General features: G+C 71.4%; 24 protein-coding genes and 1 tRNA gene. 18 read left to right on the top strand and 7 right to left on the bottom strand.

What is annotated here, in order from left to right:
• Positions 1 to 50: 50 nt before the first annotated feature.
• Together aspS and MT346_RS05095 are read right to left on the bottom strand one after the other, a co-directional pair.
• Positions 51 to 1,391, bottom strand: coding sequence for an aspartate--tRNA(Asn) ligase (aspS, locus tag MT346_RS05100; protein WP_243561733.1), 1,341 nt, complete (start codon positions 1,389 to 1,391; stop codon positions 51 to 53).
• A 242-nt stretch (positions 1,392 to 1,633) separates the two neighbouring features.
• The gene (locus tag MT346_RS05095; protein WP_243561732.1) at positions 1,634 to 2,035 is read right to left on the bottom strand and encodes a MerR family transcriptional regulator; all 402 of its coding nucleotides are present in this window, start codon (positions 2,033 to 2,035) and stop codon (positions 1,634 to 1,636) included.
• 41 nt (positions 2,036 to 2,076) lie between these two features.
• Here MT346_RS05095 and MT346_RS05090 point away from each other — a divergent pair, with 41 nt between their 5' ends.
• The 6 genes from MT346_RS05090 (at position 2,077) to ccsB (ending at position 8,364) form a co-directional block, all read left to right on the top strand.
• Positions 2,077 to 3,567, top strand: coding sequence for a SulP family inorganic anion transporter (locus MT346_RS05090; protein ID WP_243561731.1), 1,491 nt, complete (start codon positions 2,077 to 2,079; stop codon positions 3,565 to 3,567).
• 67 nt (positions 3,568 to 3,634) lie between these two features.
• Positions 3,635 to 4,291 (top strand): histidine phosphatase family protein, encoded by a 657-nt coding sequence (locus MT346_RS05085; protein ID WP_243561730.1) that lies wholly within the window; start codon positions 3,635 to 3,637, stop codon positions 4,289 to 4,291.
• Entirely contained in the window at positions 4,288 to 4,911 is a 624-nt protein-coding gene (locus MT346_RS05080; RefSeq protein WP_243561729.1) for a TlpA disulfide reductase family protein, read from the top strand. The genes MT346_RS05085 and MT346_RS05080 overlap by 4 nt, the downstream gene beginning before the upstream one ends.
• A 45-nt stretch (positions 4,912 to 4,956) precedes the next feature.
• Complete coding sequence (locus tag MT346_RS05075) at positions 4,957 to 5,658, top strand: cytochrome c biogenesis CcdA family protein (RefSeq protein WP_243561819.1); 702 nt, start codon at positions 4,957 to 4,959, stop codon at positions 5,656 to 5,658.
• A gap of 43 nt (positions 5,659 to 5,701) precedes the next feature.
• Positions 5,702 to 7,366, top strand: coding sequence for a cytochrome c biogenesis protein ResB (locus MT346_RS05070; RefSeq protein WP_374202505.1), 1,665 nt, complete (start codon positions 5,702 to 5,704; stop codon positions 7,364 to 7,366).
• Positions 7,363 to 8,364 (top strand): c-type cytochrome biogenesis protein CcsB, encoded by a 1,002-nt coding sequence (gene ccsB, locus MT346_RS05065; protein WP_243561727.1) that lies wholly within the window; start codon positions 7,363 to 7,365, stop codon positions 8,362 to 8,364. Before MT346_RS05070 ends, ccsB begins: the two co-directional genes overlap by 4 nt.
• Positions 8,365 to 8,935: 571 nt before the next feature.
• Here the strand turns inward: ccsB and MT346_RS05060 are convergent.
• Positions 8,936 to 9,928, bottom strand: a complete 993-nt coding sequence (locus tag MT346_RS05060; protein WP_243561726.1) for an o-succinylbenzoate synthase — start codon at positions 9,926 to 9,928, stop codon at positions 8,936 to 8,938.
• 193 nt (positions 9,929 to 10,121) lie between these two features.
• Here MT346_RS05060 and MT346_RS05055 point away from each other — a divergent pair, with 193 nt between their 5' ends.
• The 4 genes from MT346_RS05055 to MT346_RS05040 all read left to right on the top strand — a co-directional run bounded on the left by MT346_RS05055 (position 10,122) and on the right by MT346_RS05040 (position 13,912).
• The gene (locus tag MT346_RS05055) at positions 10,122 to 10,679 is read left to right on the top strand and encodes a hypothetical protein (protein ID WP_243561725.1); all 558 of its coding nucleotides are present in this window, start codon (positions 10,122 to 10,124) and stop codon (positions 10,677 to 10,679) included.
• 141 nt (positions 10,680 to 10,820) lie between these two features.
• Positions 10,821 to 11,750, top strand: coding sequence for a 1,4-dihydroxy-2-naphthoyl-CoA synthase (locus MT346_RS05050; protein WP_243561724.1), 930 nt, complete (start codon positions 10,821 to 10,823; stop codon positions 11,748 to 11,750).
• Positions 11,750 to 12,880, top strand: coding sequence for an AMP-binding protein (locus tag MT346_RS05045; protein WP_243561723.1), 1,131 nt, complete (start codon positions 11,750 to 11,752; stop codon positions 12,878 to 12,880). Before MT346_RS05050 ends, MT346_RS05045 begins: the two co-directional genes overlap by 1 nt.
• A 36-nt stretch (positions 12,881 to 12,916) precedes the next feature.
• The gene (locus MT346_RS05040; RefSeq protein WP_243561722.1) at positions 12,917 to 13,912 is read left to right on the top strand and encodes a 1,4-dihydroxy-2-naphthoate polyprenyltransferase; all 996 of its coding nucleotides are present in this window, start codon (positions 12,917 to 12,919) and stop codon (positions 13,910 to 13,912) included.
• An 11-nt stretch (positions 13,913 to 13,923) separates the two neighbouring features.
• Here MT346_RS05040 and MT346_RS05035 read toward each other — a convergent pair whose 3' ends face one another.
• On the bottom strand, positions 13,924 to 14,250 hold the full coding sequence (locus MT346_RS05035) for a DUF4229 domain-containing protein (protein WP_243561721.1): 327 nt from the start codon (positions 14,248 to 14,250) through the stop codon (positions 13,924 to 13,926).
• A gap of 64 nt (positions 14,251 to 14,314) precedes the next feature.
• Between MT346_RS05035 and MT346_RS05030 the strand changes: the two genes are divergently transcribed.
• Both MT346_RS05030 and menD read left to right on the top strand, forming a co-directional pair.
• Positions 14,315 to 14,668, top strand: coding sequence for a PLDc N-terminal domain-containing protein (locus MT346_RS05030; RefSeq protein ID WP_243561720.1), 354 nt, complete (start codon positions 14,315 to 14,317; stop codon positions 14,666 to 14,668).
• A 58-nt stretch (positions 14,669 to 14,726) separates the two neighbouring features.
• The gene (gene menD / locus MT346_RS05025) at positions 14,727 to 16,400 is read left to right on the top strand and encodes a 2-succinyl-5-enolpyruvyl-6-hydroxy-3-cyclohexene-1-carboxylic-acid synthase (RefSeq protein WP_243561719.1); all 1,674 of its coding nucleotides are present in this window, start codon (positions 14,727 to 14,729) and stop codon (positions 16,398 to 16,400) included.
• A 331-nt stretch (positions 16,401 to 16,731) separates the two neighbouring features.
• Here menD and MT346_RS05020 read toward each other — a convergent pair whose 3' ends face one another.
• Complete coding sequence (locus MT346_RS05020; protein WP_243561718.1) at positions 16,732 to 17,991, bottom strand: isochorismate synthase MenF; 1,260 nt, start codon at positions 17,989 to 17,991, stop codon at positions 16,732 to 16,734.
• A gap of 151 nt (positions 17,992 to 18,142) precedes the next feature.
• Between MT346_RS05020 and MT346_RS05015 the strand changes: the two genes are divergently transcribed.
• The 4 genes from MT346_RS05015 to MT346_RS05000 all read left to right on the top strand — a co-directional run bounded on the left by MT346_RS05015 (position 18,143) and on the right by MT346_RS05000 (position 22,612).
• Positions 18,143 to 18,934, top strand: coding sequence for a demethylmenaquinone methyltransferase (locus MT346_RS05015; RefSeq protein WP_243561717.1), 792 nt, complete (start codon positions 18,143 to 18,145; stop codon positions 18,932 to 18,934).
• 44 nt (positions 18,935 to 18,978) lie between these two features.
• Entirely contained in the window at positions 18,979 to 20,055 is a 1,077-nt protein-coding gene (locus MT346_RS05010) for a polyprenyl synthetase family protein (RefSeq protein WP_243561716.1), read from the top strand.
• 81 nt (positions 20,056 to 20,136) lie between these two features.
• Positions 20,137 to 21,510 (top strand): FAD-dependent oxidoreductase, encoded by a 1,374-nt coding sequence (locus MT346_RS05005; protein ID WP_243561715.1) that lies wholly within the window; start codon positions 20,137 to 20,139, stop codon positions 21,508 to 21,510.
• A gap of 4 nt (positions 21,511 to 21,514) precedes the next feature.
• Positions 21,515 to 22,612: a heparan-alpha-glucosaminide N-acetyltransferase domain-containing protein gene (locus tag MT346_RS05000; RefSeq protein ID WP_243561714.1), complete on the top strand. Its 1,098-nt coding sequence runs from the start codon at positions 21,515 to 21,517 to the stop codon at positions 22,610 to 22,612.
• Between the two features lie 132 nt (positions 22,613 to 22,744).
• On the opposite strand, the gene cls is transcribed toward MT346_RS05000, so the two are convergent.
• Together cls and MT346_RS04990 are read right to left on the bottom strand one after the other, a co-directional pair.
• Positions 22,745 to 24,205 (bottom strand): cardiolipin synthase, encoded by a 1,461-nt coding sequence (gene cls, locus MT346_RS04995; RefSeq protein ID WP_243561713.1) that lies wholly within the window; start codon positions 24,203 to 24,205, stop codon positions 22,745 to 22,747.
• Positions 24,206 to 24,236: 31 nt separating this feature from the next.
• Entirely contained in the window at positions 24,237 to 24,725 is a 489-nt protein-coding gene (locus MT346_RS04990) for a YajQ family cyclic di-GMP-binding protein (protein WP_243561712.1), read from the bottom strand.
• A gap of 123 nt (positions 24,726 to 24,848) precedes the next feature.
• Here MT346_RS04990 and MT346_RS04985 point away from each other — a divergent pair.
• Together MT346_RS04985 and MT346_RS04980 are read left to right on the top strand one after the other, a co-directional pair.
• A tRNA-Tyr gene (locus tag MT346_RS04985) sits at positions 24,849 to 24,930 on the top strand.
• 251 nt (positions 24,931 to 25,181) lie between these two features.
• Complete coding sequence (locus tag MT346_RS04980; RefSeq protein WP_243561711.1) at positions 25,182 to 26,003, top strand: inositol monophosphatase family protein; 822 nt, start codon at positions 25,182 to 25,184, stop codon at positions 26,001 to 26,003.
• Positions 26,004 to 26,049 lie beyond the last annotated feature (46 nt).

The raw sequence follows: 26,049 nt of genomic DNA, 5'->3' as shown, positions 1-26,049 counted from the left end.
CCCGGGCGGGGACCGCCCGGGGCCACCTGTCGGTCGTCGACGCGCGTCGACTACGGGGTCAGACGCGTCGGGCCGCGGAACAGGTACGTGACCTCGCGGATCGAGGGCTCGCCGAGCATGAGCATCAGGACGCGGGCCAGGCCCATGCCGAAGCCGCCGTGCGGCGGCACGCCGTAGCGGAAGAAGTCGAGGTACCAGCCGAGCTCGGCCGGGTCCAGGCCCTTCTCCTCTGCCTGGGCGGTGAGGACGTCGACACGGTGCTCGCGCTGCGCACCTGTGGAGATCTCGGCACCGTTGAACAGCAGGTCGTAGCTGTTCGTGAGTGTCGGGTCGTCGGCGTGGCGCATGTGGTAGTACGGCCGGATCGAGGCGTCGTAGTCCGTGACGAAGACGAACTCGTTGCCGTGGTGCTCCTTGGCCCACGCGGACACGCGGCGCTCGCCCTCGGGGTCCAGGTCGCCGTCGGCGCGGACGACGTCGTGGCCGCTGTCGGCGACGATCTTCCGCGCCTCGGCCAGGGTCACGCGGGGGAAGGGCGTGGACGGGACCTGCAGCTCGAAGCCGAAGACCGCTTCGATGTCCGCGCCGTACTTCTCCTTGACCGCGGTGATGCCGGCGACCAGCAGCTCTTCGTGCATCGCCATGACGTCCTCGTGGGACTCGACCCACGAGAACTCGGCGTCGACGCTGGTGAACTCGGTGGCGTGCCGGCTGGTGAACGACGGGTCGGCGCGGAAGGCGTCGGCGATCTCGAACACGGCACCGAAGCCGGCGGGCTGGGCCATCTGCTTGAAGTTCTGCGGCGACTGCGCCAGGTACGCGGTCGTCTCGAAGTACTCGAGCTGGAAGAGCTCGGCGCGGGACTCGGACGCCGACGCCATCAGCTTGGGCGTGTGGATCTCGATGTAGTCGCGTTCGACCCAGTACGTGCGGAACGCGTGCTCGAGCGTGGTCTGGATGCGGAAGATCAGGTTCTGCTTGCGGTTGCGCAGGTCGATGAACCGCCAGTCGAGGCGCTTGTCGAGCGAGGAGTCGTCGGCGATCGGCGTCTCCGGGATGGCGGCGCTGACGACGGTGAGCGCGCCGACCTTGACCTCGAGGCCACCGAGCTTGACGCGCTCGTCCGCCTTGAGCGTGCCGGTCACGTGGATGAAGGAGCCGTGCGCCAGGCCCGAGATCGTCTCGGTCGTGGCGAGGGCCGCGGCCGACGCGTCGTCGCCGTCGGTTGCCTCACGCGTCGCCGGGTTGACGAGCTGGACGGCGCCGGTCTCGTCGCGCAGGACGACGAACTGCACCTTCTTCTGGTCACGGACCGTCTCGACCCATCCGGCCACGGAGACGGGACCGTCGGGGAGAGCGGCGAGGTCGCTGATGCGGGTGCGTTCGATCACGGTCGCCGAGTCTATCCGGCTCTGCCGCGCGGCCGTTCTCCACAGGCAGATCCGGCCGGCAGTTGTCCACAGGGGCGACCTGGAGGCCCGGATCACCGCCGCCGCGACCGTAGCGTTCTCGACGTGGCCAGGTCGCGGGCGGGGAAGCGGTCCGCAGGATGTCGGCGGACCGGGGGACCCGCGGCCTGGCCACGCAGGTGCCGGCCGACGCGTGTCCTGTTCGCGGCTGGTCGGGGTGCTGCTCAGGGCAGGGATGCCCGCAGGACGCTCAGCGTGCCGATGAACTCCTCGGCCATGCCGGCACGCTCGACCAACTTGGCGTGCCGGTCGCGCGCGTCCTGCACGAACGCGTCGAGCTGGGCCGCGCGAGCGGCGGTGTCCTCGGGGTCGGTGCCGGGCAGACCGTCGACGATGCGCAGGAGCTCGCCCATCTGGTCGAGCGAGAACCCCAGGGGCTTCATCCGGCGGATCACGAGCAGGCGTTCCAGGTCACGCTCGGTGTACACGCGGAAGCCACCCGTCGTCCGGCCACTCGGCACCAGCAGCCCCACCTCGTCGTAGTGGCGGATCGTCCGCAGGGACATGCCGGCGCGGTCGGCCAGCTCGCCGATGTGCATCGTGCCCGGGTCCTGCGCTTCCGTCATGCGACCAACCCTACCCTGACGTGAGGGTAGGGTTGGCAGCGATGACCTCCCTCACCACGGCCCCGCCTGCCCAGAGCGTCCTGTCGGCCCTCCGATCGCCGCGCATGCTGACGCGCGAGGTCCTGGCCGGCATCGTGACCGCACTCGCCCTCATCCCCGAGGCGATCTCCTTCTCCGTCGTCGCGGGTGTCGACCCGGCCGTCGGACTGTTCTCGAGCGTGGTGATCGCGGTCGTCATCGCGATCGTCGGCGGTCGTCCCGCCATGGTGTCGGCAGCCGCCGGGTCGGTCGCGCTCGTCATCGCCCCCCTCGTCCGCGACCACGGCATCGCCTACCTGGTCCCGACGGTCGTGCTCGGTGGCGTGATCCAGCTCGTGCTCGGGTTCCTCGGTGTCGCCCGGCTGATGCGGTTCATCCCGCGCAGCGTGAACGTCGCGTTCGTCAACGCCCTGGCCATCCTGATCTTCACCGCACAGCTGCCGAACCTGCTCGGGCACGACGTGCCGTTCGTCGTCTGGCCCCTGACCGCCCTGGGGGTCGCGGTGATCGTCGGCTTCCCGTACCTGACCAAGGCCGTGCCGGCGCCGCTCATCGCCGTCGTGGTGATCACCCTGATCACCGTCGTGTTCGGCGTCGTGGTGCCGACCGTCGGCGACGAGGGGGCGCTCCCGACCGCGCTGCCCGGGTTCAGTGGCATCACGGTGCCGATCTCGTTCGACACCCTGGGGATCATCGCGCCGTACGCGTTCGGCATGGCGATCGTCGGGCTCATCGAGACGCTGCTCACCGCCCAGCTCGTCGATGCCCTGACCGACACCGGGTCCAGCAAGTGGCGCGAGTCGTGGGGCCAGGGCATCGCCAACATCGCCTCCGCGTTCTTCGGCGGCACCGGCGGCTGCGCCATGATCGGCCAGACGGTGATCAACGTGAAGACCGCCGGCGCCCGCACCCGGATCTCGACCTTCGCCGCGGGGGTCTCGGTGCTCGTGCTGACGATCGTGCTGCACGACGTCGTCGCCCGGATCCCGATGGCGGCACTCACCGCCGTGATGCTCATGGTGTGCGTCGCGACGTTCGACTGGCACAGCATCCGTCCCCGCACGCTCGGCCGCATGCCGCTCGGCGAGACGGCCGTCATGCTCATCACGGTGGTCGTGGTCGTCGTCACGAACAACCTGGCGACCGGCGTGCTCGTCGGGGTCGTGCTCGCCGCGCTCGTCTTCGCCCGCCGGGTCGCCCACGTGGTCGAGGTCGTCCGCGAACCCGTCGACGACGACACCGTGCGGTACCGCGTGCGCGGCGCGCTGTTCTTCGCGTCGTCGAACGACCTGGTCACCCGGTTCTCGTACGCCCTGGACCCGGCGCACGTCGTCATCGACATGTCCGAGGCACACGTGTACGACGCCAGCACGGTGGCGGCGCTCGACGGGGTCGAACAGCGCTTCGCCAAGCACGGGTCGAGCGTCGAGGTCGTGAACCTCAACACGGGGTCGGTCGCGATCCACGGCCGACTGTCCGGGCACCTCGGCTGAGGGGTCCCGAAGCCGTCAATCCGCTGTGTGGGCAGTGGGAACCACGGCGCGACCTACACTGGAACCCATGCCCGCGTCCCGAATCCACCTCGTCCGGCACGGCGAGGTCCACAACCCGGACCGTGTGCTGTACGGCCGGCTGCCGGGCTTCGGACTGAGCGAACTCGGGCACCAGATGGCCGCCGCGTCCGCCACCGCGTGGAAGGACGCCGGCGTCGACGTCCGCCGGATCGTCGCGTCACCCCTGCAGCGGACGCAGGAGTCCGCCGCGCCCTGGGCTGCCGCCTACGGCCTCGACGTCGCACTCGACGAACGGCTCATCGAGCCCACCAACCGGTACGAGGGACAGCCTCCCGGGTTCACGAAGCGCTCGATCCGCCGACCGGCCGAGTGGCCCTGGATCGCGAACCCGTGGCGACCCAGCTGGGGTGAGGCCTACGAGTCGATCGCCAACCGCATGCTCGCCGCTGTCACCAGTGCGTGGGAGAGTGTCGACGAGGGCGACGTCGTCCTCGTGAGCCACCAGTTGCCGATCTGGATGGTCCACCGTCGTCTCGCGGGGGAGTCCCTGTGGCACGACCCGCGCCGACGCCGGTGCGACCTCTCCAGCATCACGACCCTCGAGCGCGTGCCCGCCACGTCCGGCGGTCGCTTCACCGAGGTCGGGTACGCGGACCCGGCGATGGAACTCCGCCAACGTGCAGTCGACGAAGGAGCAGTGTGATCGTCCGCAGTGTCAAGCAACGTCTCGTCGCGACCGCAGCGACTGCCGTGGTCGCCGCCCTCGCGCTGGCCGGGTGTTCCAGCGGCAGTGACTCCCTGGCGAACCAGTACGGCAAGGGCACCACGCAGAACTACATCTCCGGCGACGGCGCGGTGACCGAGGTCGCCGCCGACAAGCGCACCGACACCGTCGACTTCACCGCGAAGGACACCGACGGGGCGACCCTGTCGGCCAAGGCCCTGCGCGGCAAGGTCGTCGTGCTCAACTTCTGGTACGCCAGCTGCCCGCCCTGCCGTGCCGAGGCGAAGTACCTCAACACGGTGCAGCGCAAGTACGCCGACAAGGACGTGCAGTTCATCGGGGTCAACGTGCGCGACCAGGCAGCGACCGCCGCGGCCTTCGAGCGCACCTTCGGGATCGACTACCCGACGGTGCTCGACGCCGACAAGGGCACGATGCAGCTCGCCCTGTCCGGGCAGATCGCGCCGAACGCCGTCCCCGCGACGATCGTGCTCGACACCAAGGGCCGTGTCGCCGCGCGCGTGCTCGGCGCCATCGACGGCACGAGCATCCTCGACACCCTGGTCAGTGACGAGCTCAGCGGCAGCAAGGCGTCCTGACCCGTGGGCAGCAACCCCTTCTCCGACGCGATCCTCAGTGGGCAGATGCTCGTCGCACTGCCCGTGGCGCTGCTCGCCGGGCTCGTGTCGTTCCTGTCGCCGTGCGTCCTGCCGCTCGTCCCCGGGTACCTGGGGTACGTCAGCGGCATCGCCGACGCGGGGAACCGGGGTCGGGGTCGTGTGGTCCTCGGGGTGCTGCTCTTCGTGCTCGGCTTCACCGCGGTGTTCGTCGCCTACACGACCGTGTTCGGCGCACTCGGCTTCTGGCTCGTCCGCTGGCGTGACCTCATCACACAGGTGCTCGGGGTCGTCGTCGTCCTGATGGGCCTGGTGTTCATCGGGCGCTTCACGTTCCTGCAGCGCACCCTGAAGCCGTCCTGGACCCCCGCCACGGGACTGGTCGGCGCACCGCTGCTCGGCATCGTCTTCGGTCTCGGGTGGACCCCGTGCCTCGGGCCGACCCTGGCCGCGATCAACCTGCTCAGCGTGCAGGCGGGCAGCGCGTGGCAGGGCATGTGGCTCGGCGTCGCCTACTGCCTGGGCCTCGGCATCCCGTTCCTGCTCGTGGCGCTCGGCGCCGGGTGGGCGGCCGGGGCCATCCGCGTCGTGAAGCGCCACATGCGCGTCGTCAACATCATCGGAGGAGCGATCCTGATCGTCATCGGTCTGCTCATGGTCACCGGCATCTGGTCGGCCGTCATGTCGAGCGTCGGGGTGGTGATCCAGAGCTATGTCCCGGCAGTCTGACACCGACGACAGCCGGCTCGAGAACGGCACCGCGTCCGACCCGATGCGGCCGTCGGACCACGTCGACGGCTCCGGCCCCACCGAGGGCGCGGGCGGCGACGTCAACCAGCCCAAGCTCGGCATCCTCGGGTACATCCGGTTCTTCTGGCGCCAGCTGACCAGCATGCGCACGGCGCTGTTCCTGCTGATGATGCTCGCGCTCGCGGCGATCCCGGGGTCGCTCGTGCCGCAGCGCACCGCCGACCCCAACGGCGTCGTGCAGTACCAGGCCGACCACCCGCAGCTGTTCCCGGTCCTCGACAAGCTCCAGGTCTTCGACACCTACACCTCGGTGTGGTTCTCGGCGATCTACCTGCTGCTGTTCGTGTCGCTCATCGGCTGCATCATCCCGCGCACCAAGCACCACTGGCAGGCGCTCCGGACCCGGCCGCCCAAGACCCCGGCACGGCTGACCCGCCTGGCGGGGTACCGCACCGTCGCAGTCGAGCCGGACACCATGACGGACGCCGCGCGCGGGACGGACCCGGCCACGGGCCTCCCGTCCGCCGACCACGCGGTCACGCGTGCCATGGCGATGCTCAAGCGCTCGGGCTACCGCGTCGAGCGGTTCGGCGACTCGGTGAGCGCCGAGCGCGGGTACCTGCGCGAGACCGGCAACCTGGTCTTCCACGCCGCACTCGTCGGGGTCCTGGTCGCCGTCGGCATCGGCGGTGGGTTCGGGTACACCGGCCAGCGGCTGCTGGTCGAGGGGCAGACGTTCTCGAACGTGCTCGGCTCGTACGACTCGTTCAACCCGGGGCGCTGGTTCCAGCAGAGCGACCTGCAGGGCTACAACCTGACGCTCGACAAGTTCGTCACGAAGTACGAAGAGCGCAACCTCGACGCCCTCGGGCAGGCGACCGACTACTCGGCGACGGTGACCTCGCAGTCCAAGGGCGGTCAGCCGACGACCGGCCGGCTCGGTGTCAACGACCCGCTGTCGATCGGCGGCACGAACGTGTACCTGCTCGGCAACGGCTACGCGATGGACGTCACCGTGCGCGACGGCGACGGCAACGTGGCGTTCCAGGACGACGTGCCCTTCCTGCCCGCCGACGCGAACTACACCTCGACCGGCGTCATCAAGGTCCCCGACGCGGCACCGGACCAACTCGGCATGGTCGGGTTCTTCTACCCGACCGCGGTCAAGCTCGGCACCGGCGCGTTCACGTCGAACTACCCCGACGCCGAGAACCCGCTGCTGACGCTGCAGGTCTACACGGGCAACCTCGGCCTGGACGACGGCGTGCCGCGCAGCGTCTACCAGCTCGACACGAGCGGACTCAAGCAGATCGCCGGCACCAAGTCCGAGGCCAAGAGCGTCGAGCTGAAGCCCGGGCAGACCAAGACGCTGCCGCAGGGTGCCGGGTCGATCACGTTCAACGGCGTGAAGCGGTACGTCTCGCTCGACGTGCACCACGACCCGTCGCAGCTGTGGGTCGGCGGGTTCGCCGTGCTCAGCGTGCTCGGGCTGCTGACCTCGCTGTTCGTCCCGCGCCGTCGCGTGTGGGTGAAGGTCGTGCCGCGCACCGGAGCCGAGCACGGCGAGTACGACCTCGAGTACGCGGGGCTGGCCCGCGGCGAGGACCCCAATCTCGAACGGGCCGTGGCGGACATCGCCGCCAAGCACGTGTCAGACCTCGGAGTTAGGATTCCCTCGTGGACATGACGACGAACCTCGCGACCTACTCGGTCGTGCTCACCTACTCGGCCATGGCCGTGTACGTGGTCGCGTTCATCTCGTTCGCACTCGACATGGCCAAGCGGTCCGGCGAGGTCACGGTCGGTGCCGACGGCGCGGCCGTCGCCTCGACCGCGCGTCAGCAGCAGGCCAAGACCGTCGCCACGGTCCAGGGCGGCACCGTCGTCCTCGAACGGGTCGAAGCCCCGGCCAAGACCGGCTCCGGTCGACGCGGCTCACGGTTCGAGCGCGTGGGCATGGCGATGACGATCCTGGCACTCGTGCTGCACGTCGGCGCGATCGTCCTCCGTGGCATCGCGGCCGACCGTGTGCCGTGGGGCAACATGTTCGAGTTCTCGCTCACGGGCACCGGGCTGATCATCGCGATCTTCCTGCTCGTGCAGCTGTGGCAGAACCTGAAGTTCCTCGGCGTCTTCATCACCGGACTCACGCTGATCCTGCTCGGCATCGCGACGGTCAACTACTACGTGCCGGTCCGCCCGCTCGTGCCTGCGCTCGAGTCGTACTGGCTCGTCCTGCACGTGTTCGTCGCCATCGCCGGTACGGGCTTCTTCGCCCTGGGTGCTGGTCTGGCCGTGTCGCAGCTGATCCAGACGTACCGCCTCAGCCACAGCGGTGCATCCAAGCAGCTGCGCTTCATGGAGACCCTGCCCGACGCCGACCGGCTCGAGGTCCTGACCTACCGCGTCCTGCTCGTGGGCTTCGTGCTGTGGACCTTCACGCTCATCGCCGGTGCCATCTGGGCCGAACGAGCATGGGGCCGGTACTGGGGCTGGGACACCAAGGAAGTCTGGACCTTCATCATCTGGGTCATCTACGCGGGCTACATCCACGCTCGGGCCACCCGTGGCTGGCGCGGCGCCCGGTCGTCGTGGCTGGCGCTCGTCGGGTTCTCCGCGGTGATGTTCAACTTCGCCGTCGTCAACGTGTTCTTCAAGGGGCTGCACAGCTACTCCGGGCTGTGAACCACTGACGATCGTCGAACAGGCGCGGTGCGGGACCTTCCCGTGCCGCGCCTGTTCCGTGCACGGGCAGCCACTCGCGTGCGCTGTCCCGAGTCCCGCGTCCCGCGCCCCGCGGGCGCCCTGTTCGTGTCCCGTGGGCGGCCCTGTGCGCGAGTGGTCACGACACGTCGCACGCGGGCGGCGACCGGTCAGAAAACGTCGTTCGCAGCGTCGACGAGCGACAGGATGTGACCGGCCGGCGAACGTGAGCGGGGTGCCGTGACCGGTCGGCGAGGCCGCGCGCGGTGGAGTCCGGACGTGAGCGGGGTGTCGTGACCGGTCGGCGAGGCCGCGCGCGGTGGAGTCCGAACGTGAGCGGGGTGCCGTGACCGGTCGACTGCCACCTGGGCTGATCTGCGCGGTTCTGCGCCTCGCGACCGGGACGGCATCGGTGAGTGGTCGCGAAACGTCGCTCGAGCGTCGGCCGAGCGACAGGATGTGACCGGCCGGCGGACCTGAGCGGGGTGTTGTGACCGGTGGACTCGGGCCGGAGTCGCGCAGCAAACCGTTGCGGAACCTCGTGCGGAGCCGCCTACTCCCGCGCCGACGTGTCTGCGAGCAGTGCGTGCACCCGCTCCACCCGTGCCCGCCACCAGGCGGTCCGCTCGGGTGACGCCGTGTACTGCTCCAGCAGGGACGGGGCGACGTCGACGCGACGCACCCCGATCCTCCCGTTCGTGGGCAGGAGCGGATCCGTCGTGACGTCACCCGCGAACATGGCCGCCGTCCCGAGCCCCGCGGCGTAGCCCGGGCTCATCGCGGCAGCCGCCAGGAACGCCCCCATCCCGAGCCCGACCGACGTGTCGAGGGCGCTGGACACCACGCACGGCAGTCCGGCTGCGGCGATGACGCGCTGCGCCGCGGTGATCCCGCCGAGCGGTTGCGCCTTGACGACCAGCACGTCGGCGGCACCGGCACGGGCGACGGCGAGGGGATCCGAGGCCTTGCGGACGCTCTCGTCCGCCGCGATCCGGACACCGAGACCCGCGGTGCGTCGTCGCAGCGCAGCGAGTTCGGCGATCGTCCGGCACGGCTGCTCGGCGTACTGCAGGTCGAACGGGGCCAGGCGCTCGAGGGCGACAACGGCCTGGTCGACACTCCACAGGCCGTTGGCATCGATCCGGACGGCCGCGTCGGGACCCATCACCCGACGGACCTCGGCGACCCGTGCGACGTCGTCCTCGATGCCGGTTCCGGGTTCGGCGACCTTCACCTTGGCCGTGGTGCAGCCCGGGTACCGCGCGAGCAGACCCTCGACCGCCGACGGCGCGACGGCCGGCACGGTGGCGTTCACCAGGACGGACGAGGCCGCGGGCGCGTGCGGTGTCCACCCGAAGTCGATCGCCGCACGGAGCCACGCGGCGGCCTCGGCGTCGTCGTACTCGACGAACGGCGAGAACTCCGTCCAGCCCTCGGGGCCGCGCAGCACGAGTGCCTCGCGGGTGGTGATGCCGCGGAACCGCACCCGCATCGGCAGGGCGACGACGTGCGCGTCGGACAACAGGTCGGCGAGGTCGGGGAGCACCGGTCCATCCTCGCAGCGGACGTCACAGTTCCTCGGAGGGGAAGGCCAGGGCGGCGCACTAGCATCATGCGGTCAGCGACGGTTCACGGTCGACACGACAGCACACACAGCACGACCAGCACGCACGGCACGACCAGCACGCACGGCACGACCAGCACAACCAGCACACACGGCACGACCAGAGGGAGGCTCCGTGGCGGCAGACCCGCAGCAGCGGCCACCTCGGGCGTCCGGAGCGGCATCGCGGACCACGTCGAGCACCGCACGGTCGAACGCCGCACGGTCGAACGCGGCCACGGCGAACGCCACCAGGCCGACCGGCACCCGGCAGACCGGCGACACGCCGTCGGCCGGTCGCACCCGGGCGGGGACCGACTTCGAGCGGCTCATGCAGCGCGGCACCGTCGACGTCCGCGCCCAGGCCGCCCAGCAGCGTCGTCGGCGGCGGAACCCCATCGTGGGCAAGATCGCCTTCGGACTGGCGATCGTGTCGGCTGCGGTCGACGCCAGTGCCTTCGCGGTGTTCATGGGCGGCGACACCACCTTCGCGTTCGGCATCTGCTTCGTCGTCGTGTTCCTGACCCTGATCGCCGCGATCCTCGGGTTCATCGCCGCGGTCGGTGGGATGGGGCGGTGGTACGGCTCGATCGGTGTCGTGCTGGCCTTCTTCGCCAACCCGGTGATCCTGATCGTGCTGCTGGTGATCGTCGCGCCGGAGATGCTCACCGACATGGGCGGCACCCAGCCCTGACCGGCGGTCGGCACTGGCTGGGCGGCACCCGGCCCTGACCGGCGGCCGGCACTGGCTGGGCGGCACCCGGCCCTGACCGGCGGTGCCGACCACGGCCCGGCCCCGCGGCGCGCCCGCACCGCCCGGCGATAGGTTGGGAGCATGCCCGACACCGTGTCCGACCTGTTCGACCCCGACGTCTGGACGACCGCCCCCGCGGCCGCGTCCTTCACCGACATCACCTACCACAAGCACGTGTCGCAGGGCATCGTCCGGATCGCCTTCGACCGGCCCGAAGTCCGGAACGCATTCCGCCCGCGCACCGTCGACGAGCTGTACCGCGCGCTCGACGACGCCCGCCAGGACCCCCGCGTCGGCGTCGTGCTGCTGACCGGCAACGGCCCCAGCCCGAAGGACGGCGGCTGGGCGTTCTGCTCCGGCGGTGACCAGCGCATCCGGGGCCGCAGCGGGTACCAGTACGTGGGCGACGACGGCGCCCCGCCCGAGGGTGTCGACCCCGCGGCGGCCCAGGCGTCGATGGGCCGGCTGCACATCCTCGAGGTGCAGCGCCTGATCCGGATGATGCCGAAGGTCGTCATCGCGGTCGTCCCGGGCTGGGCTGCCGGCGGTGGGCACTCCCTGCACGCGATCTGCGACCTGACCATCGCGAGCGCCGAGCACGGGAAGTTCAAGCAGACCGACGCCGACGTGGGGTCGTTCGACGGCGGGTACGGCAGCGCCTACTACGCCAAGCAGATCGGGCAGAAGCTCGCACGCGAGGTCTTCTTCCTGGCCGAGGAGTACTCGGCCCAGCGCGCCTACGAGATGGGTGCGGTCAACAGGGTGGTGCCGCACGCCGAGCTCGAGCGCGAGGCGATCCGTCTGGGCGAGACCATCCTGGGCAAGTCGCCGACGGCGATCCGGATGCTCAAGTACGCCTTCAACGCGGTCGACGACGGCATGGTCGGCCAGCAGGTCTTCGCGGGCGAGGCCACCCGGCTGGCCTACGGCACCGACGAGGCGGTGGAGGGCCGCGACGCGTTCCTGCAGAAGCGCGCCCCGGAGTGGACGTCCTTCCCCTGGCACTACTGATGGCCCGATCGCTCGTCACGACGGGCGCGTCCGACCCGGTGCGCGTGCTGCGCGGCCTGGAGGCTGCCCTCGCCGGCGGCCCCGCACTGCTCCCCGTCGCCGAGGGTGCACCCGCGCTGCCGACACCGGCTCCGGTCTCCGTCCCGCAGCGGGTCGCCCTGGTGGTCGAGACGAGTGGGTCCACCGGCACCGGCAAGCGCGTGGCGCTGTCTGCGGACGCGCTGTTGGCCGGCGCCGCCGCCGCCGACCAGGCACTCGGCGGAGCGGGCAGTTGGGTGCTGGCGCTGCCGACGCACTACATCGCCGGGCTCAACGTGCTGACCCGGTCGATCGTGGCGGGGACCACGCCCGCGGTGGTGGCGCCGGGGCACTTCACCGCGACGGCGTTCGCCGACGCTGCCGACCGGCTCGAGGTCGGGCCGGCCGCACCCCGGCGGTACACCTCGCTCGTGCCGGTGCAGCTCGCCCGGGTCCTCGACGATCCCCGTGCGACGGCCGCACTCGCCCGGTTCGACGCCGTGCTGGTCGGCGGACAGGCCACCCCCGCCCCGCTCCGTGAGCGTGCCCGCTCGGCCGGCGTCCGGATGGTCACGACCTACGGTGCGAGCGAGACCAGCGGGGGATGTGTGTACGACGGTGTGGCGTTCGGCACGGTGCAGACCCGGCTGGTCGACGGTGAGCTCTGGTTGCACGGACCGATGCTCGCCGAGGGCTACGTCGGGGACGACGCCCGTACGGCGGCGACCTTCGTGGTCCGGGACGGCCTGCGTTGGTACCGCACGGGTGACGCGGCGACCGTCACCGACGAGGTGCTCCGCGTGCTCGGACGGCTGGACGACGTCATCATCTCCGGCGGTGAGAAGGTCCCGCTCGGCCTGGTCGAGCGTCACGTGCGCGAACTGCCGGGCCAGGACACTGCCGTGGTCACCCGGCGGACGTCGGCGACGTGGGGTGAGGTCCCCGTCGTCGTCACCCCGGTCCCGATCGACCTGCAGCAGGTGCGCGACCACGTCGAGCGGGCCCTCGGCCGTGCTGCTCGACCGGCCGAGGTCGTCGTCGCGGACCCGCTCCCGATGCTCAGCACCGGAAAGCCCGACCGACGGGCGATCCGGGCACTCGTCGACGGGTAGGGTCCCCGCACGCGTCGGCGAATAGGATTGACGGCCGTGGCACGATCCAAGAACGCAACGCACAGGCCGGGCCGCTCCGGCAACCCCGCGAAGGCCGCTGCGCCGACGAACACCAGGCGCCGGGCGACCGCGCGCGACTGGATCGGCGGCGCCCGGCTCCGGACCCTCACGCTCGGCGTGGTCCCCGTCGTGCTCGGCACCGCGGTCGGCTTCGTCGACAGCGGCATCTCGGGTGACTTCGGCGCGTACCTGGCCCAGGACGGCCACCTGGCCGTGGCGCTGCTGGCCCTGGCGGTCGCCCTGTTCCTGCAGATCGGTGTGAACTACAGCAACGACTACTCCGACGGCGTGCGCGGGACGGACGAGTTCCGCGTCGGGCCCGCTCGTCTCACCGGTGCCGGACTCGCCAAGCCCCGCACGGTGCTGACCGTGGCGCTGACGTTCTTCGGCCTGGCCGCGGTGGCCGGCATCGCGATCGTGGTGCTCACCCAGCTGTGGTGGCTGCTGCTGGTCGGTGCCGCGGCGATCGTCGCCGCGTGGTTCTACACCGGCGGCAAGAAGCCCTACGGGTACAACGCGCTGGGCGAGGTGTTCGTCTTCGTGTTCTTCGGCCTGGTCGCGGTGCTCGGCACGCAGTACACCCAGATCCAGCAGGTCACGACGAGCGGCTGGGCGGCGGCCGTCGCGGCAGGGTTCTTCGCGTGCGCGGTCCTCATGGTGAACAACATCCGCGACATCGACGAGGACCGGCTGGCCGGCAAGCGCACCCTGGCCGTCGTGCTCGGCAGTGGCGTGGCGCGGACGCTGTACGGCGTGTTCCTGATGCTGCCGTACGTGGCGCTGCTGTGGTTCGTGCTGCTGTACTTCCGGACCGGCTTCACGTACTTCTCGCTGCTGCTCGCCCTGCCCGCCCTGCTGATCGGCGTGACGTCGAAGAAGCCCCGCGAGCTGATCACCGCACTGCAGCTGTCGTCGTTCGCGTCACTGGTCTACGGCGTGGTGCTCGGCATCACGCTCGCCGTCCAGCCGTAGCCGGGGTCGGGTCAGTCCGCGGCGGGGTGCTCGCGGCGGTCCACGTGCCGGTCGGCGTCGGACACCGGACGGGTCATCGGGGCGTCCGAGTCCTCGGCGTCGACGAAGTCGTCCTCGAAGTCCGAGTCGGCGTCGTGGGCCGGTCGGGGTCGTCGCGACGCCAGGCTCGAGGTCACCTCGCTGCGCAGGCGGGGCAGCGCGATGTACGACACGAGCAGCCCGATCAACGCCGCGCCGATGGTCGCCCAGTACCAGGGGAGCCCGATCACGAACAGGACGACGAGCGCCGCCGCGAAGATCCCGAGACGGGCGAGGGTGTAGACGAGCCACGCTTTCACGCGGCAAGTCTACGGACCCCCAGACCATGAGTTCCGTCACAGACTCGCGACCTAGACTCCGTGCATGATCCGCTTGTGGCTCGTCGTCGCAGTCGCCGCCGTGGCGTTCACGGTGTACGCGCTCATCGACTGCGCCACCATGCCCAAGGCCCGCGTCCGTTCGCTCCGCAAGGGCATCTGGGTCCTGCTCGTCATCGTGCTGCCGGTCCTCGGCGCCCTGCTCTGGTTCCTGCTCGGTCGTGCACCGGCGTCGCCGCAGCCGACCGCCCGGTACCGTGGTCCCGAAGACGACCCGGACTTCCTCGGCGAGCAGGCTCCCGAGCGGCCCCGCACGGACAAGGACCAGGACGACGTCACCCTCCGAGACCTCGAAGAACAGTTCCACGACACCGACGACGACGGCCGCACCGATCGCTGACGGTCCCGTCGGCTCGGGTCAGCCGACCTCGGGCAGCCCCGCGTCGGACTTCGCCCTCGTGCTGCTGCAGGAAGCCGCACGCGCCGGGGTGACCGACGTCGTGGTGAGTCCCGGTTCGCGGTCGCAGGCCCTCGCCCTCGCGGCGGTCGCGCTCGAGCGTGCCGGCGGGATCACCGTGCACGTCCGGCTCGACGAGCGCACGGCCGGGTTCTTCGCGCTGGGGCTGGCGGTCGAGACGGGGCGTCCTGCGCTGGTCGTCACGACCTCGGGCACCGCGGTGGCGAACCTGCACCCCGCCGTGTCGGAGGCCCACCACTCCGGCGTGCCGATGATCGTCGTCTCCGCCGACCGCCCCACCGAACTGCGGGGGATCGGGAGCAACCAGACGACCGTGCAGCCGGGCATCTTCGCCCAGGCCGTGCCGTTCGTCCGCGAGATCGAGGCCCCGACCGCGCACGGCGTCGACGACGACACCCGCGGCATGATCCGCGGCGTCGTCCGCGAAGCCGTTGCCGCTGCGTCGGGACACACCGGCCAGCCCGGGCCCGCGCAGCTGAACGTCGCCTTCCGCGAGCCCCTGTCCGCCACCCTCGTCGACGTGCAGGGCGTGCCGGACACCGAGATCGACGTGGACTTCGCCACCCGGAGGACCCACTCCGGGCTGCCGGTCGCCGACCTCACGCCGGACGACCGGCCCGCGACGGTCGTCATCGCCGGACACGACGCCGGCGCGGGCGCCGAACGGATCGCGTGGGAGCTCGGTGCGCCGCTGGTGGCCGAGGTCTCGAGCGGGGCGCACTTCGGGCGGAACCTCGTCGTCACGTACCGCGAGTTGCTGCGCGACCCGGCGTTCGGCGGCCGTGTCCGCCGTGCCGTCGTGCTCGGCCACCCGACGCTCTCGCGCGAGGTCCCCGCGCTGCTGCAGCGCGACGACGTCGAGGTGGTGACCGTCCGCGGGGCGGGAGCCGACGCGTACGACCCGAGCCGGGCCTCCCGGCTGGTGTCCGACGTCCGCGTGACCGGCCGCACCGGCCCCGAGCACCGTGCGTGGGTCGGCCGGTGGGTGGCTGCCAGCCGGGCTGCGCTCGGCGACGGCGACGCCGGACCGGACCTCGACGCCAAGCGGTCCGAGGACCGCGCTGAGCGGAACCGGTTCCTGAAGGACGAGGTGGCACTCCGACGCCGTCCGGTCGACCGAGCGATGCTCGCCGATGCCGTATGGGGCGTGACCTGGCCGCACGACCGCCTGGTGCTCGGTGCGTCGCAGATCATCCGCGTCGCCGACGGACGGGTCGCCGGCAAGAAGATCCACGTGCATGCCAACCGGGGACTGGCCGGCATCGACGGCACCGTGTCGACCGCACTCGGCATCGCCGCGGCGCTGTCGTCGACCCAGGCCGCCGGGGGCACCACCCGCGTGCTGCTCGGCGACCTGACGTTCCTGCACGACCTGGGCGCCTTCGTCACGGGCACCGACGAGACGACGCACCGCGTGCAGGTCGTGGTCGGCAACGACGCCGGGGGAGCGATCTTCCGCGGGCTCGAGGTGGCGCAGACCACCCCGCCCGAGGACATGCGCCGGATGATGACCACACCGCAGCACGTCGACGTCGAGCGCGTCGTCACCGGCCTCGGGTGGGAGTACCGCCGCGCCGCGACGTGGGGCGACCTCGAGCGCGTCCTGACGGACCCGGCCGACCGCGTCGTCATCGAGGTGCCGCTGGCTGACTGACGGCGTGCGGTGCGCCACGCCGCGCACGGTGCGCCGGCGATCGCGTGGTGCGGGCTTGTTGCCCGGCACGGGCCGGGCAAGTTCGCACCGGGGGCGGACCTCGCACGGTGCGCGCCGGTGCTGTGTCGGACGGGAGGCTCGGTGCCGGACCTGCGCCGAGCCTCCCGTCCGGCGGTGGGTGCGACCGCGATGCCGCGCACGGTGCGCGCTTCGGCGTGCGTGCGTGCGTCGACGGTCGCGTGGTGCGGGCTTGTTGCCCGGCACGGGCCGGGCAAGTTCGCACCGGCCGCGGACCTCGCACGGTGCTCGCGCGGCAAGCGCCGCCGCGCCGCTACGCGAGTGCGTCGCGGATGGGGCGGAACTTCAGCGCCGTCTCGGCGACCTCGCGCTGCGGGTCCGAGCCGGCGACGATGCCCGCCCCCGCCCACGCCGTGACGGTGCCGTCCGGGTCGATCTGCGCACTGCGCAGGGCGAGCATCCACTCCCCGTCACCCGAGGCCCCGAACCACCCCACCGGACCGGCGTAGCGGCCCCGGTCGACGCCCTCGAGCTCGGCGACCAGCCGCACCGCGACGTCGGTCGGCGTGCCGGCGACGGCCGCGGTGGGGTGCAGGGCGTCGGCGACGTCGAGCGAGGTGGTGCCGACGGGCAGCGTGGCCTGCACGTCGCTCGCCAGGTGCCACAGGTTCGGCAGCTGCAGACGGAAGGGCTCGGGATCGACGCGCAGGTCGGCGGCGATCGGCCGGAGCGCGTCGACCAGCGACGAGATCGCGAACGCGTGTTCCTGCACGTCCTTGGCGCTGGCTGCCAGGGCCTCGGCGGCGGCGCGGTCGGACGCGGCGTCCTCGCCACGGGCGGCGCTGCCCGCCAGCACGCGGGCGGTCAGTCGGGTGCCGTCGGTCCGCGCCAGGGTCTCGGGGGTCGCGCCCACCAGCCCGTCCACAGCGAACACGACGCACTGCGGGTACGTGTCGGCGAGGTCGAGGAGCAGTGCACGCTGGTCGGCACCCGCGGGGAGCGTGCCGACCAGGTCGCGTGCGAGCACGACCTTGCGTGCGTCGCCGGCCGTGATCCGACGCACGGCCTCGGCGACGGACGCGGCGTAGGCGTCCTCGTCGATGCGGCCGGGGCGCAGGGTCACGGACAGGTGCCGCCCGACGCGGGGGACGGGTGCCGAGGTCCGGGTGAACGGCAGCGGAGCGGGGTCGGGTGTCGTGTCGATGGCGGTGAGCCAGGCCTTGCCGCGGCGGCGCCCGACGACGACACGGGGGACGATCAGGACGCTGCTGGTTGCGGAGTCGTCGGCGAACGCGAACGCGCCGAAGGCCACCAGCCCCGAACCGCGCAGCTGCACCGTGTCGTCGACGTCGGCGTCGGCCACGATGTCGCGCCAGACCGCCGCGGCGTCGCGCATCCGGCTCGGGCCGCTGAACGTGAACCGGAGGGCCTCGCCGATCCCGACGATGCCGTCGCCGCCGCGCACGAAGGCGAGCGGGTGGTCGGGGAGCGTGTGGCGGAGCACGGCGCCCGGGTCGTCGAGGATCCGGGTCGAGACCGTGAGCGGCGGGGCCGCCGTGGCGGTTCGGGTCACGGACCGATCGTACGCGGCGCAGCCGACACCAGGCCGCGACGCGGGACGCGGGCGGGCCGGGACCCGAGACGCGCGGGCCGCGACGCGAGACGCGCGCGGGAGGCGCCGGGCGTTCCGGCAACGCACGGGACGGACCTCTAGGATTGGGCGGGTGAGCAGAGCGGACATGCACAAGCGGCCGGACGAAGTGGCGGCCATGTTCGACGACGTCGCGGAGAAGTACGACCTGACCAACGACATCCTCTCCGCCGGCAACGCCCCGCTGTGGCGGGTCGCCACCGTGCGCGCCGTCGACCCTCAGCCGGGCGAGAAGGTCCTCGACATCGCCGCGGGCACCGGCACCAGTGCGGCGGTCCTGGCGAAGAAGGGTGCCGAGGTCACGGCACTCGACCTGTCCGCGGGCATGATCGCCGTCGGACGCGAGCGCCACCCCGAGATCACCTTCGTCGAGGGGGACGCCGAGCACCTGCCGTTCGAGGACGACACCTTCGACGCCGTCACGATCTCGTTCGGTCTGCGCAACGTCAACGACCCGCACCAGGCCCTCGGCGAGATGCTAAGGGTCCTGAAGCCCGGCGGTCGTGTCGTCATCTGCGAGTTCTCGACGCCGCCCCTCGCCGCCCTGCGCTTCGGCTACGGCGCCTACCTCAAGCGTGTCCTGCCCGGGATCGCCCGCGTCTCGAGCAGCAACCCCGCCGCCTACCGGTACCTGGCCGAGTCGATCGAGGCCTGGCCCGAGCAGCAGGTGCTCAGCCAGTGGCTGCGCGGCGTCGGCTTCACGATGGTCGCCTACCGCAACCTGACGGCCGGTATCGTCGCACTGCACCGCGGACGCAAGCCCGTCGCCGAGCCCGTCCGCGAATCCGTCGCCCGTCGTGCGAAGGCGCGCCGCGAGCACCAGGGCACCGGCGAGCAGCCGCGTGTCGAGCCGACCGACAGCTGACCGGCACCTCCTCCCGCACACGGCCCCCGAACACGGAGCACCACTTGAACCCGAGCGTCCCGGTCGCACGCCGCGCACCGAGTCTCCGAGCGTCGCTCGGCATCGGCGAGCGGATGTTCGCCAGCCCGTCGGAGCGCCGGTTCATCACCGCCGTGGACGACGGCCTCGAGCTCGTCGAGCAGGAGCTCGAGGACGCCATGCGCTCCGCCGACACCCTGGCCGACACCACCAGCCGCTACCTGCTGTCGGCGGGCGGCAAGCGCATCCGCCCCACCCTGACCCTGCTCATCGCGCAGCTCGGCAACGGGGTGACCGACCACGTCGTCAAGGCCGCGGTCAGCGTCGAGACCACGCACCTGGCGTCGCTGTACCACGACGACGTCATGGACGAGGCGCCGGTGCGCCGCGGGGTGCCGGCAGCGCACGTCACCTACGGCAACAACGTCGCGATCCTGACCGGTGACCTGCTCTTCGCCCGCGCCAGCCTGATCACCGCCGACCTGGGCCCCGAGGGCATCCGCATGCAGGCGGAGACCTTCCAGCGTCTCTGCATGGGGCAGCTGCACGAGACCACCGGCCCGCAGCCCGACGACGACCCGGTCGAGCACTACATCCAGGTGCTCAGCGACAAGACCGGCTCCCTCATCGCGACGGCGGCCCGCGCGGGCGTGCTGTTCTCCGGGGCCGACCGTGCCTACCTCGACGCCGTGGGCACCTTCGGCGAGAAGGTCGGCGTCGCGTTCCAGCTCGTCGACGACGTCATCGACCTGGCCCCGGCGAAGGACAAGACCGGCAAGATCGCCGGCAACGACCTGCGCGCGGGCGTCGACACGCTGCCCCTGCTGCAGCTCCGACGCCGCGCGGCGACCGAGCCCGGCGCCGCCGACCTGCTCGCCCGCATCGAACGCGACGTCCGTGACGCTCCGGACGACGCCGTCACCAGCGACGTGTACCTGTCCGCGGTCGCCGCCCTGCGCGACCACGAAGCCACCGCCGCCACCCGCGCGCTCGCCGCCCAGTGGGCCGGCGAAGCGGTCGTCGCGCTGGAACCGCTGCCCGACGGGGTCGTGAAACGCGCCCTCACGCGGTTCGCCGAGTCCGTCGTCGACCGCAGCCGCTGACCGGCGAGCTCCGGCCGGAGCGCCCCAGCGACACCCCGCCGTTGCCCGGCACCACCCCCGAACGAACCTGGAGACGATTCAGTGCCCACCCTCCGCCTCGCCATCGTCGGCGCCGGTCCCGCCGGCATCTACGCCGCGGACATCCTGCTGCGGGAAGCGCACGCGTACGACGTGTCGATCGACCTGTTCGAGCAGCTCCCCGCGCCCTACGGCCTGGTCCGCTACGGCGTCGCCCCCGACCACCCCCGCATCAAGGGGATCATCAACGCCCTGCGCGACGTGCTCGACCGCGGCGACATCCGGATCTTCGGCAACGTCGAGTTCGGCAAGGACATCACGCTCGACGACCTCAAGCAGCACTACAACGCCGTCGTGTTCTCGACGGGTGCCATCAAGGACGCTGACCTCGACGTGCCCGGTGTCGAGCTCGAGGGCTCGTACGGCGCCGCCGAGTTCGTCAGCTGGTTCGACGGCCACCCCGACGTGCCCCGCACCTGGCCGCTCGAGGCCGAGAGCGTCGCGGTCATCGGCAACGGCAACGTCGCACTCGACGTCTCGCGCATCCTCGCCAAGCACGCCGACGACCTGCTGCCGACCGAGGTGCCGGACAACGTCTACCAGGGTCTCAAGCGCTCGCCCGTCACCGACGTGCACGTCTTCGGCCGTCGTGGCCCGGCGCAGGTGAAGTTCACCCCGCTGGAACTCCGCGAGCTCGGCGAGGTCCCGGACGTCGACATGGTCGTCTACGACGAGGACTTCGACCACGACGAAGCGTCGCTGACCGCGATCCAGACCAACAAGCAGGTCATGGTCATCAACCGCGTGCTCGAGCAGTGGCGGAAGCGCGAGGTCGGGCAGGCCAGCCGTCGCCTGCACCTGCACTTCTACGCCAAGCCGCTCGAGTTCGTCGGCGACGACCAGGGCCGCGTCGCCGCGATCCGCTACGAGCGCACCCGGCCGAACGGGCAGGGCGGCGTCGAGGGCACCGGCGAGATCCGCGAGATCCCGATCCAGGCCGTCTACCGCGCGGTCGGCTACTTCGGCTCCCCGGTACCGGGGCTGCCGTTCGACGAGCGCCACGGCGTCATCCCGAACCACGAGGGCCAGGTCCTCGACGACGACAACCAGCAGATCCCGGGTCTGTACGCCACCGGCTGGATCAAGCGCGGCCCGGTCGGCCTGATCGGGCACACCAAGTCCGACGCGATGGAGACCGTGCAGCACATCGTGCGCGACCAGGCCAGCTGGTGGACACCCGAGGACCCGTCCGCGGATGCGATCCCGGCGCTGCTGCGCGAGCGCGGCGTCGAGTACACCGACCTCGACGGCTGGCACCGTCTCGACGCGCACGAGATCGCGCTGGGCGAGCCCCAGGGCCGCGCGCGGATCAAGGTCGTCCCGCGCGACGCCATGATCGACGCGTCCCTCGGCCGCGAGACCGCCGACCGGGTCTGACACCATGACCGCCGTGCGCCCCGCCCTCGCCACCGAGGTGCGGGGCGCGCGTCTGTCCGGGGTCGACGTGGCCCGTGCGGTCGCCCTGCTCGGGATGGTCGCCGCGCACGTCGGGGGCATCGCCGACCAGCTGGACTGGAGCGACCCGTCGTCGTGGTCGGCCCTGGTCAACGGCCGGTCGTCGTCGCTCTTCGCGGTGCTCGCCGGGGTGTCCGTCGGCCTCGTCAGCGGTCGGCAGCACCCACCCGGCCCTCCGGAGATCTCGCGGGTCCGCCGGCGGCTGGCGGTCCGCGCCGCGGTGATCGTGCTCATCGGTCTGGTGCTGATGGGGCTCGGCACCCCGGTCTACGTCATCCTGCCCACCTACGGCGCACTGTTCCTGCTCGTGCTGCCCGCGCTCCGCTGGCGACGGCGCTCGCTGCTCGTCGCCGCGGGCACCTGCGCGCTCGTCTCCGCCCCGGCGGCGATCGCGATCGTGCCGCTGTACGCGGGCGCCGGCACGTTCGGGGTGCAGCTCGGCCTGGTCTACCCCGTGGTCACGTTCCTGACGTTCGTGCTGGTCGGGCTCGCGGTCGCGCGGTCCGGACTGGAGGCCCGGGGCACCCAGGTCGCGCTCCTCGCGTCCGGCGCGGTGGTCGCCGCCACCGCGTACGTCGTCGGCTCGATCGCGGCTCCGGTTCCCGTCGACGCGGGGGACGCCTTCCCCGGGGTGCCGTTCGTCCCGCAGGGCTCCAGCGTCGGGCAGGGCTTCGCGCAGGTGTTCCTGTCGCCGCGCGACCACTCCGGGTCGATCGTCGACGTCGTGGGATCAGCCGGGGTCGCGGTCGCCGTCATCGCGCTCTGCACCCTGTTGGTCGACGGCCGCGGGCGGGTGGCGGAACGGATCGCGACGCCGTTGTCCGCGGTGGGGTCGATGCCGCTGACGGTCTACGCGCTGCACCTGGTGGTCATCGCCGCGCTGCCCGGGCTGCCGCAGTCGGCCGCGACGTGGTGGTGGTTCGTGTTCGGCGCCGTGGTGGTCGCGGTGCTGTGGCAGCGGTTCCTCGGCCGCGGGCCGGCCGAGCGTCTGGTCGCCCGGATCGCCCGCAGCGTCGTCCCCTGACCCGACGTCGTCCCCTGACCCGACGTCGTCCCCTGACGCGGCGTCGTCCCCTGACCCGGCGCCGCCCCAGACCGGCCGTGCTGCGGACCGGACCGGCGCGCACCCGGCGAGCCGGGCCTCCAGGACGGACCGCTACTGCAGGGCCGCGGTGAGCCGCGCGACGTTGTCGAGCACCTGCGAGCGGCGCGTGCGACCCAGCCACGTCTCGAGGTCGAGCGGGATGCTCTCCTGCCGGTACGAGGCCTGCACGCCGCGCAGGGCGTTGACGAACCGTTCGCCGCGCACCATCACCGAGATCTCGAGGTTCAACGAGAACGACCGCATGTCCATGTTGCTCGAGCCGATCACCGCCACGTCGTCGTCGATGGTGAAGTGCTTCGCGTGCAGGATCGTCGGCGCCCGGTACAGCCAGATCTTCACGCCCGCGCGCAACAGGCCCTCGTAGTACGACCGCTGCGCGTGCCACGTCATCGCGTGGTCGCCGATCTGCCCGACGAACAGCTCGACCTCGACCCCGCGCTGCGCCGTCGTCGTGATGGCGTACAGCATCGAGTCGTCCGGCACGAAGTACGGCGACGTGATCGACACCTTCTTCTGCGCCGCGTACAGCAGCGCGTTGAAGAGACGCAGGTTGTTCTCGCCGTCGAAGCCCGGCCCGGACGGCACGACCTGGCAGTCCAGCGCGTCGCCGCGGTCCGCACGCTGGACGGGATCGCTCTCGCGCAGCAGCAGCTCGTCGGTCTCGCTGTACCAGTCGGTGACGAACAGGGCGTTGATCCCCGCGACGACCGGACCCTCGAAGCGCGCGAACAGGTCCTTGTACGCCAGACCCTTCTGGATGTGGGCCTTGGTGTCGTAGGACCGGTCGATCAGGTTCTGCGACCCCGTGAACGCCACCGAACCGTCGAGCACCATGATCTTGCGGTGGTTCCGCAGGTCCGGGCGCTGGAACTTCCCCTGCAGCGGCTGCAACGGCAGCATCAGGTGCCACTCGATGCCGGCACGGTCGAGGAACGCCAACGTGTCCTTGTACCCGGGGTAGCCGCGGCTGGCCCAGTGGTCCATCAGGAACCGCACCGTCACACCACGCGCCTGGGCCCGCGCGAGGGCCTCGAAGAACGGACGCGTCGTGTCGTCGAGGGACGCGATGTAGAACTCGACGTGCACGAACCGCCGGGACTCGTCGATCGCCTTCGCCATCTCGGCGAAGGACTCGTCGTAGTCCGGGTACAGCTCGGCGGAGTTGCCGCCGACCAGGGGCATCGCGCCGAGCGTCCGGTTCAGGTTCGTGATGCTCTCGAACCACGGCGGCCACGGGTGGTCCCGCCGCACGCGCTCGATGCCCTCGGTCTGCTCGAGGATGTACGCGTTGATCTCGGTCTGCTTCTCGCGACGGGCCTTCGGCAGCTTCGTGGACCCGATGACCAGGAACACGATGAAGCCGATGTACGGGATCAGGAAGATCGCGAGCAACCAACCCGTGGCCGTCTGCGGCTTGCGGTTGATCGGCACGTAGATGATCGAGAACGCGCGGATCGCCAGGTCGAGCAGGACGGCCAGGACGGTCAGGGTGACGGTGAGCCAGTGCTCCACGGGGGTGTCGAGTCGTCGGGGGGTCGGCGCGTCAGCGGAAGTTGATGAACTGCAACGGCACGTCGAACTCTTCGCCCTTGAGCAGCTGGATCGTGTTCTGCAGGTCGTCGCGGCTCTTCGACGAGACCCGGAGCTCGTCGCCCTGGATCTGGCTCTTCACCGTCTTCGGGGCCTGGGCCCGCAGGAACGCACCGATCTTCTTCGCGACGTCCTGCTCGATGCCGTTCTTGAACTTCGCCTCGATGCGGAACTCCTTGCCCGAGGCGTACGGCTCGCCGGCGTCGATGCTCTTCAGGCTGATGCCGCGCTTGATCGCCTTCGACTCGAACACGTCGAGGACGGCCGTGGCGCGCTCCGCGGTGTTCGCCTTGATCAGGACGTCCTCGCCACTGAACGCGATCGAGGCGCCGACACCCTTGAAGTCGTAGCGCTGCTCGATCTCCTTGGCGGCCTGGTTGAGGGCGTTGTCCGCCTCCATCTTGTCGACCTTGCTGACCACGTCGAAGGAGCTGTCTGCCATGCCCGACAGCCTAGCCATCGAGGCTGATCACGGTCGCTCGCGGATGGTCACGACCACCGGCGGCCATCCGGTATGCTGTTCTGGCGCGTCCGGTTGGTGACTACACGGGTCGGAAGCGCACATGGCGAGTTACCCAAGCGGCCAAAGGGATCTGACTGTAAATCAGCCGGCGTAGCCTTCGGGGGTTCGAATCCCTCACTCGCCACGTGTTCATTCGCTGAAGAACTCTCTGCGAGTGGCTGGAACATGAGACAGGGCCCCGTTTTCGACGGGGTCCTGTTCTGTTTGTGGGCGGGCCCCGTTGCAGACGGGGTCCTGTTCTGTTTTCATTTGCTGAAGAACGCTCTGCGAGTGGCTGGGACACGAGACAGGGCCCCGTCCTCGACGGGGTCCTGTTCTGTTCGTGGACGTGCGGGGCTGGGGGCGGTCGGGGGAGTGCCCTGCGAGGATCGGGGCATGAGCGCTGCGCCGACACCGACCGAACTCGCCGACCTGGCCGAGGCCATCGCCATCGAAGCCGCGTCGCTCGCAGCACGCCGCCGGGCCGAGGGCGTCGAGGTCGCCGACCGGAAGTCGAGCATCGTCGACGTCGTCACCGCCGCCGACCGCGAGGTCGAGACCCTCGTGCACGACCGCATCCGCACGGCCCGCCCCGACGACGGCTTCCTCGGCGAGGAGACCGGCGCCACCACCGGCACCACCGGCATCACGTGGGTGGTCGACCCGATCGACGGCACCGTCAACTACCTCTACGGCAGCCCGCAGTACGCCGTCAGCATCGGGGTCGTCCGCGGCGAGCCCGACCCCGCCGCGTGGGAACCCGTCGCGGGCGTGGTGGTCGCTCCCGCCACCGGCGACGTGTACCGCGCCGTCGCGGGCGGACCCGCCACGCTGAACGGCAGCACGATCACCGCCTCCGAGCCGGCCTCGCTCGCCGAGACCCTCGTCGCCACCGGGTTCGGCTACACCGCCGACCGTCGACGCGAGCAGGTCGCGGTGCTCGCCGGGCTGCTCGGCGAGGTCCGCGACATCCGCCGCGGTGGCTCGGCCGCGCTCGACTGCTGCGCCGTCGCGACCGGCACCGTCGACGCCTACTACGAGCGGGGGATCAACCCGTGGGACATGGCCGCGGGGGCGGTGGTCGCGGCCTCGGCGGGGGCGGTCCTCCGCACGTGGGACGCCGGTGGCACCCGCTCGTTCCTGTTCGCAGCGCCGTCGATCGCCGGTCCGCTCGAGGCGCTCGTCCGGGCCGCCGAGGCCGAGGCCCTGCGGGGCTGACACCCGCGGCGAGGACCTCCGACGGTGCTGGGCGCGACTGGCGGAG

This window comes from Curtobacterium sp. VKM Ac-2922 (assembly GCF_022815645.1).
Taxonomy (GTDB): domain Bacteria; phylum Actinomycetota; class Actinomycetes; order Actinomycetales; family Microbacteriaceae; genus Curtobacterium.
Note: the sequence above shows the minus strand (reverse complement) of the source record. Positions and strands in the feature narration are given on the sequence as shown.

What these genes read in the sequence shown, in the direction of transcription:
- MT346_RS05095 (WP_243561732.1), bottom strand. Translation starts at nt 2,035, where the DNA reads ATGACGGAAGCGCAGGACCCGGGCACGATGCACATCGGCGAGCTGGCC.
- MT346_RS05090 (WP_243561731.1), top strand. Translation starts at nt 2,077, where the DNA reads ATGACCTCCCTCACCACGGCCCCGCCTGCCCAGAGCGTCCTGTCGGCC.
- MT346_RS05085 (WP_243561730.1), top strand. Translation starts at nt 3,635, where the DNA reads ATGCCCGCGTCCCGAATCCACCTCGTCCGGCACGGCGAGGTCCACAAC.
- MT346_RS05075 (WP_243561819.1), top strand. Translation starts at nt 4,957, where the DNA reads ATGCTCGTCGCACTGCCCGTGGCGCTGCTCGCCGGGCTCGTGTCGTTC.
- MT346_RS05070 (WP_374202505.1), top strand. Translation starts at nt 5,702, where the DNA reads ATGCGGCCGTCGGACCACGTCGACGGCTCCGGCCCCACCGAGGGCGCG.
- ccsB (WP_243561727.1), top strand. Translation starts at nt 7,363, where the DNA reads ATGACGACGAACCTCGCGACCTACTCGGTCGTGCTCACCTACTCGGCC.
- MT346_RS05050 (WP_243561724.1), top strand. Translation starts at nt 10,821, where the DNA reads ATGCCCGACACCGTGTCCGACCTGTTCGACCCCGACGTCTGGACGACC.
- MT346_RS05045 (WP_243561723.1), top strand. Translation starts at nt 11,750, where the DNA reads ATGGCCCGATCGCTCGTCACGACGGGCGCGTCCGACCCGGTGCGCGTG.
- MT346_RS05030 (WP_243561720.1), top strand. Translation starts at nt 14,315, where the DNA reads ATGATCCGCTTGTGGCTCGTCGTCGCAGTCGCCGCCGTGGCGTTCACG.
- MT346_RS05000 (WP_243561714.1), top strand. Translation starts at nt 21,515, where the DNA reads ATGACCGCCGTGCGCCCCGCCCTCGCCACCGAGGTGCGGGGCGCGCGT.
- MT346_RS04990 (WP_243561712.1), bottom strand. Translation starts at nt 24,725, where the DNA reads ATGGCAGACAGCTCCTTCGACGTGGTCAGCAAGGTCGACAAGATGGAG.
- MT346_RS04980 (WP_243561711.1), top strand. Translation starts at nt 25,182, where the DNA reads ATGAGCGCTGCGCCGACACCGACCGAACTCGCCGACCTGGCCGAGGCC.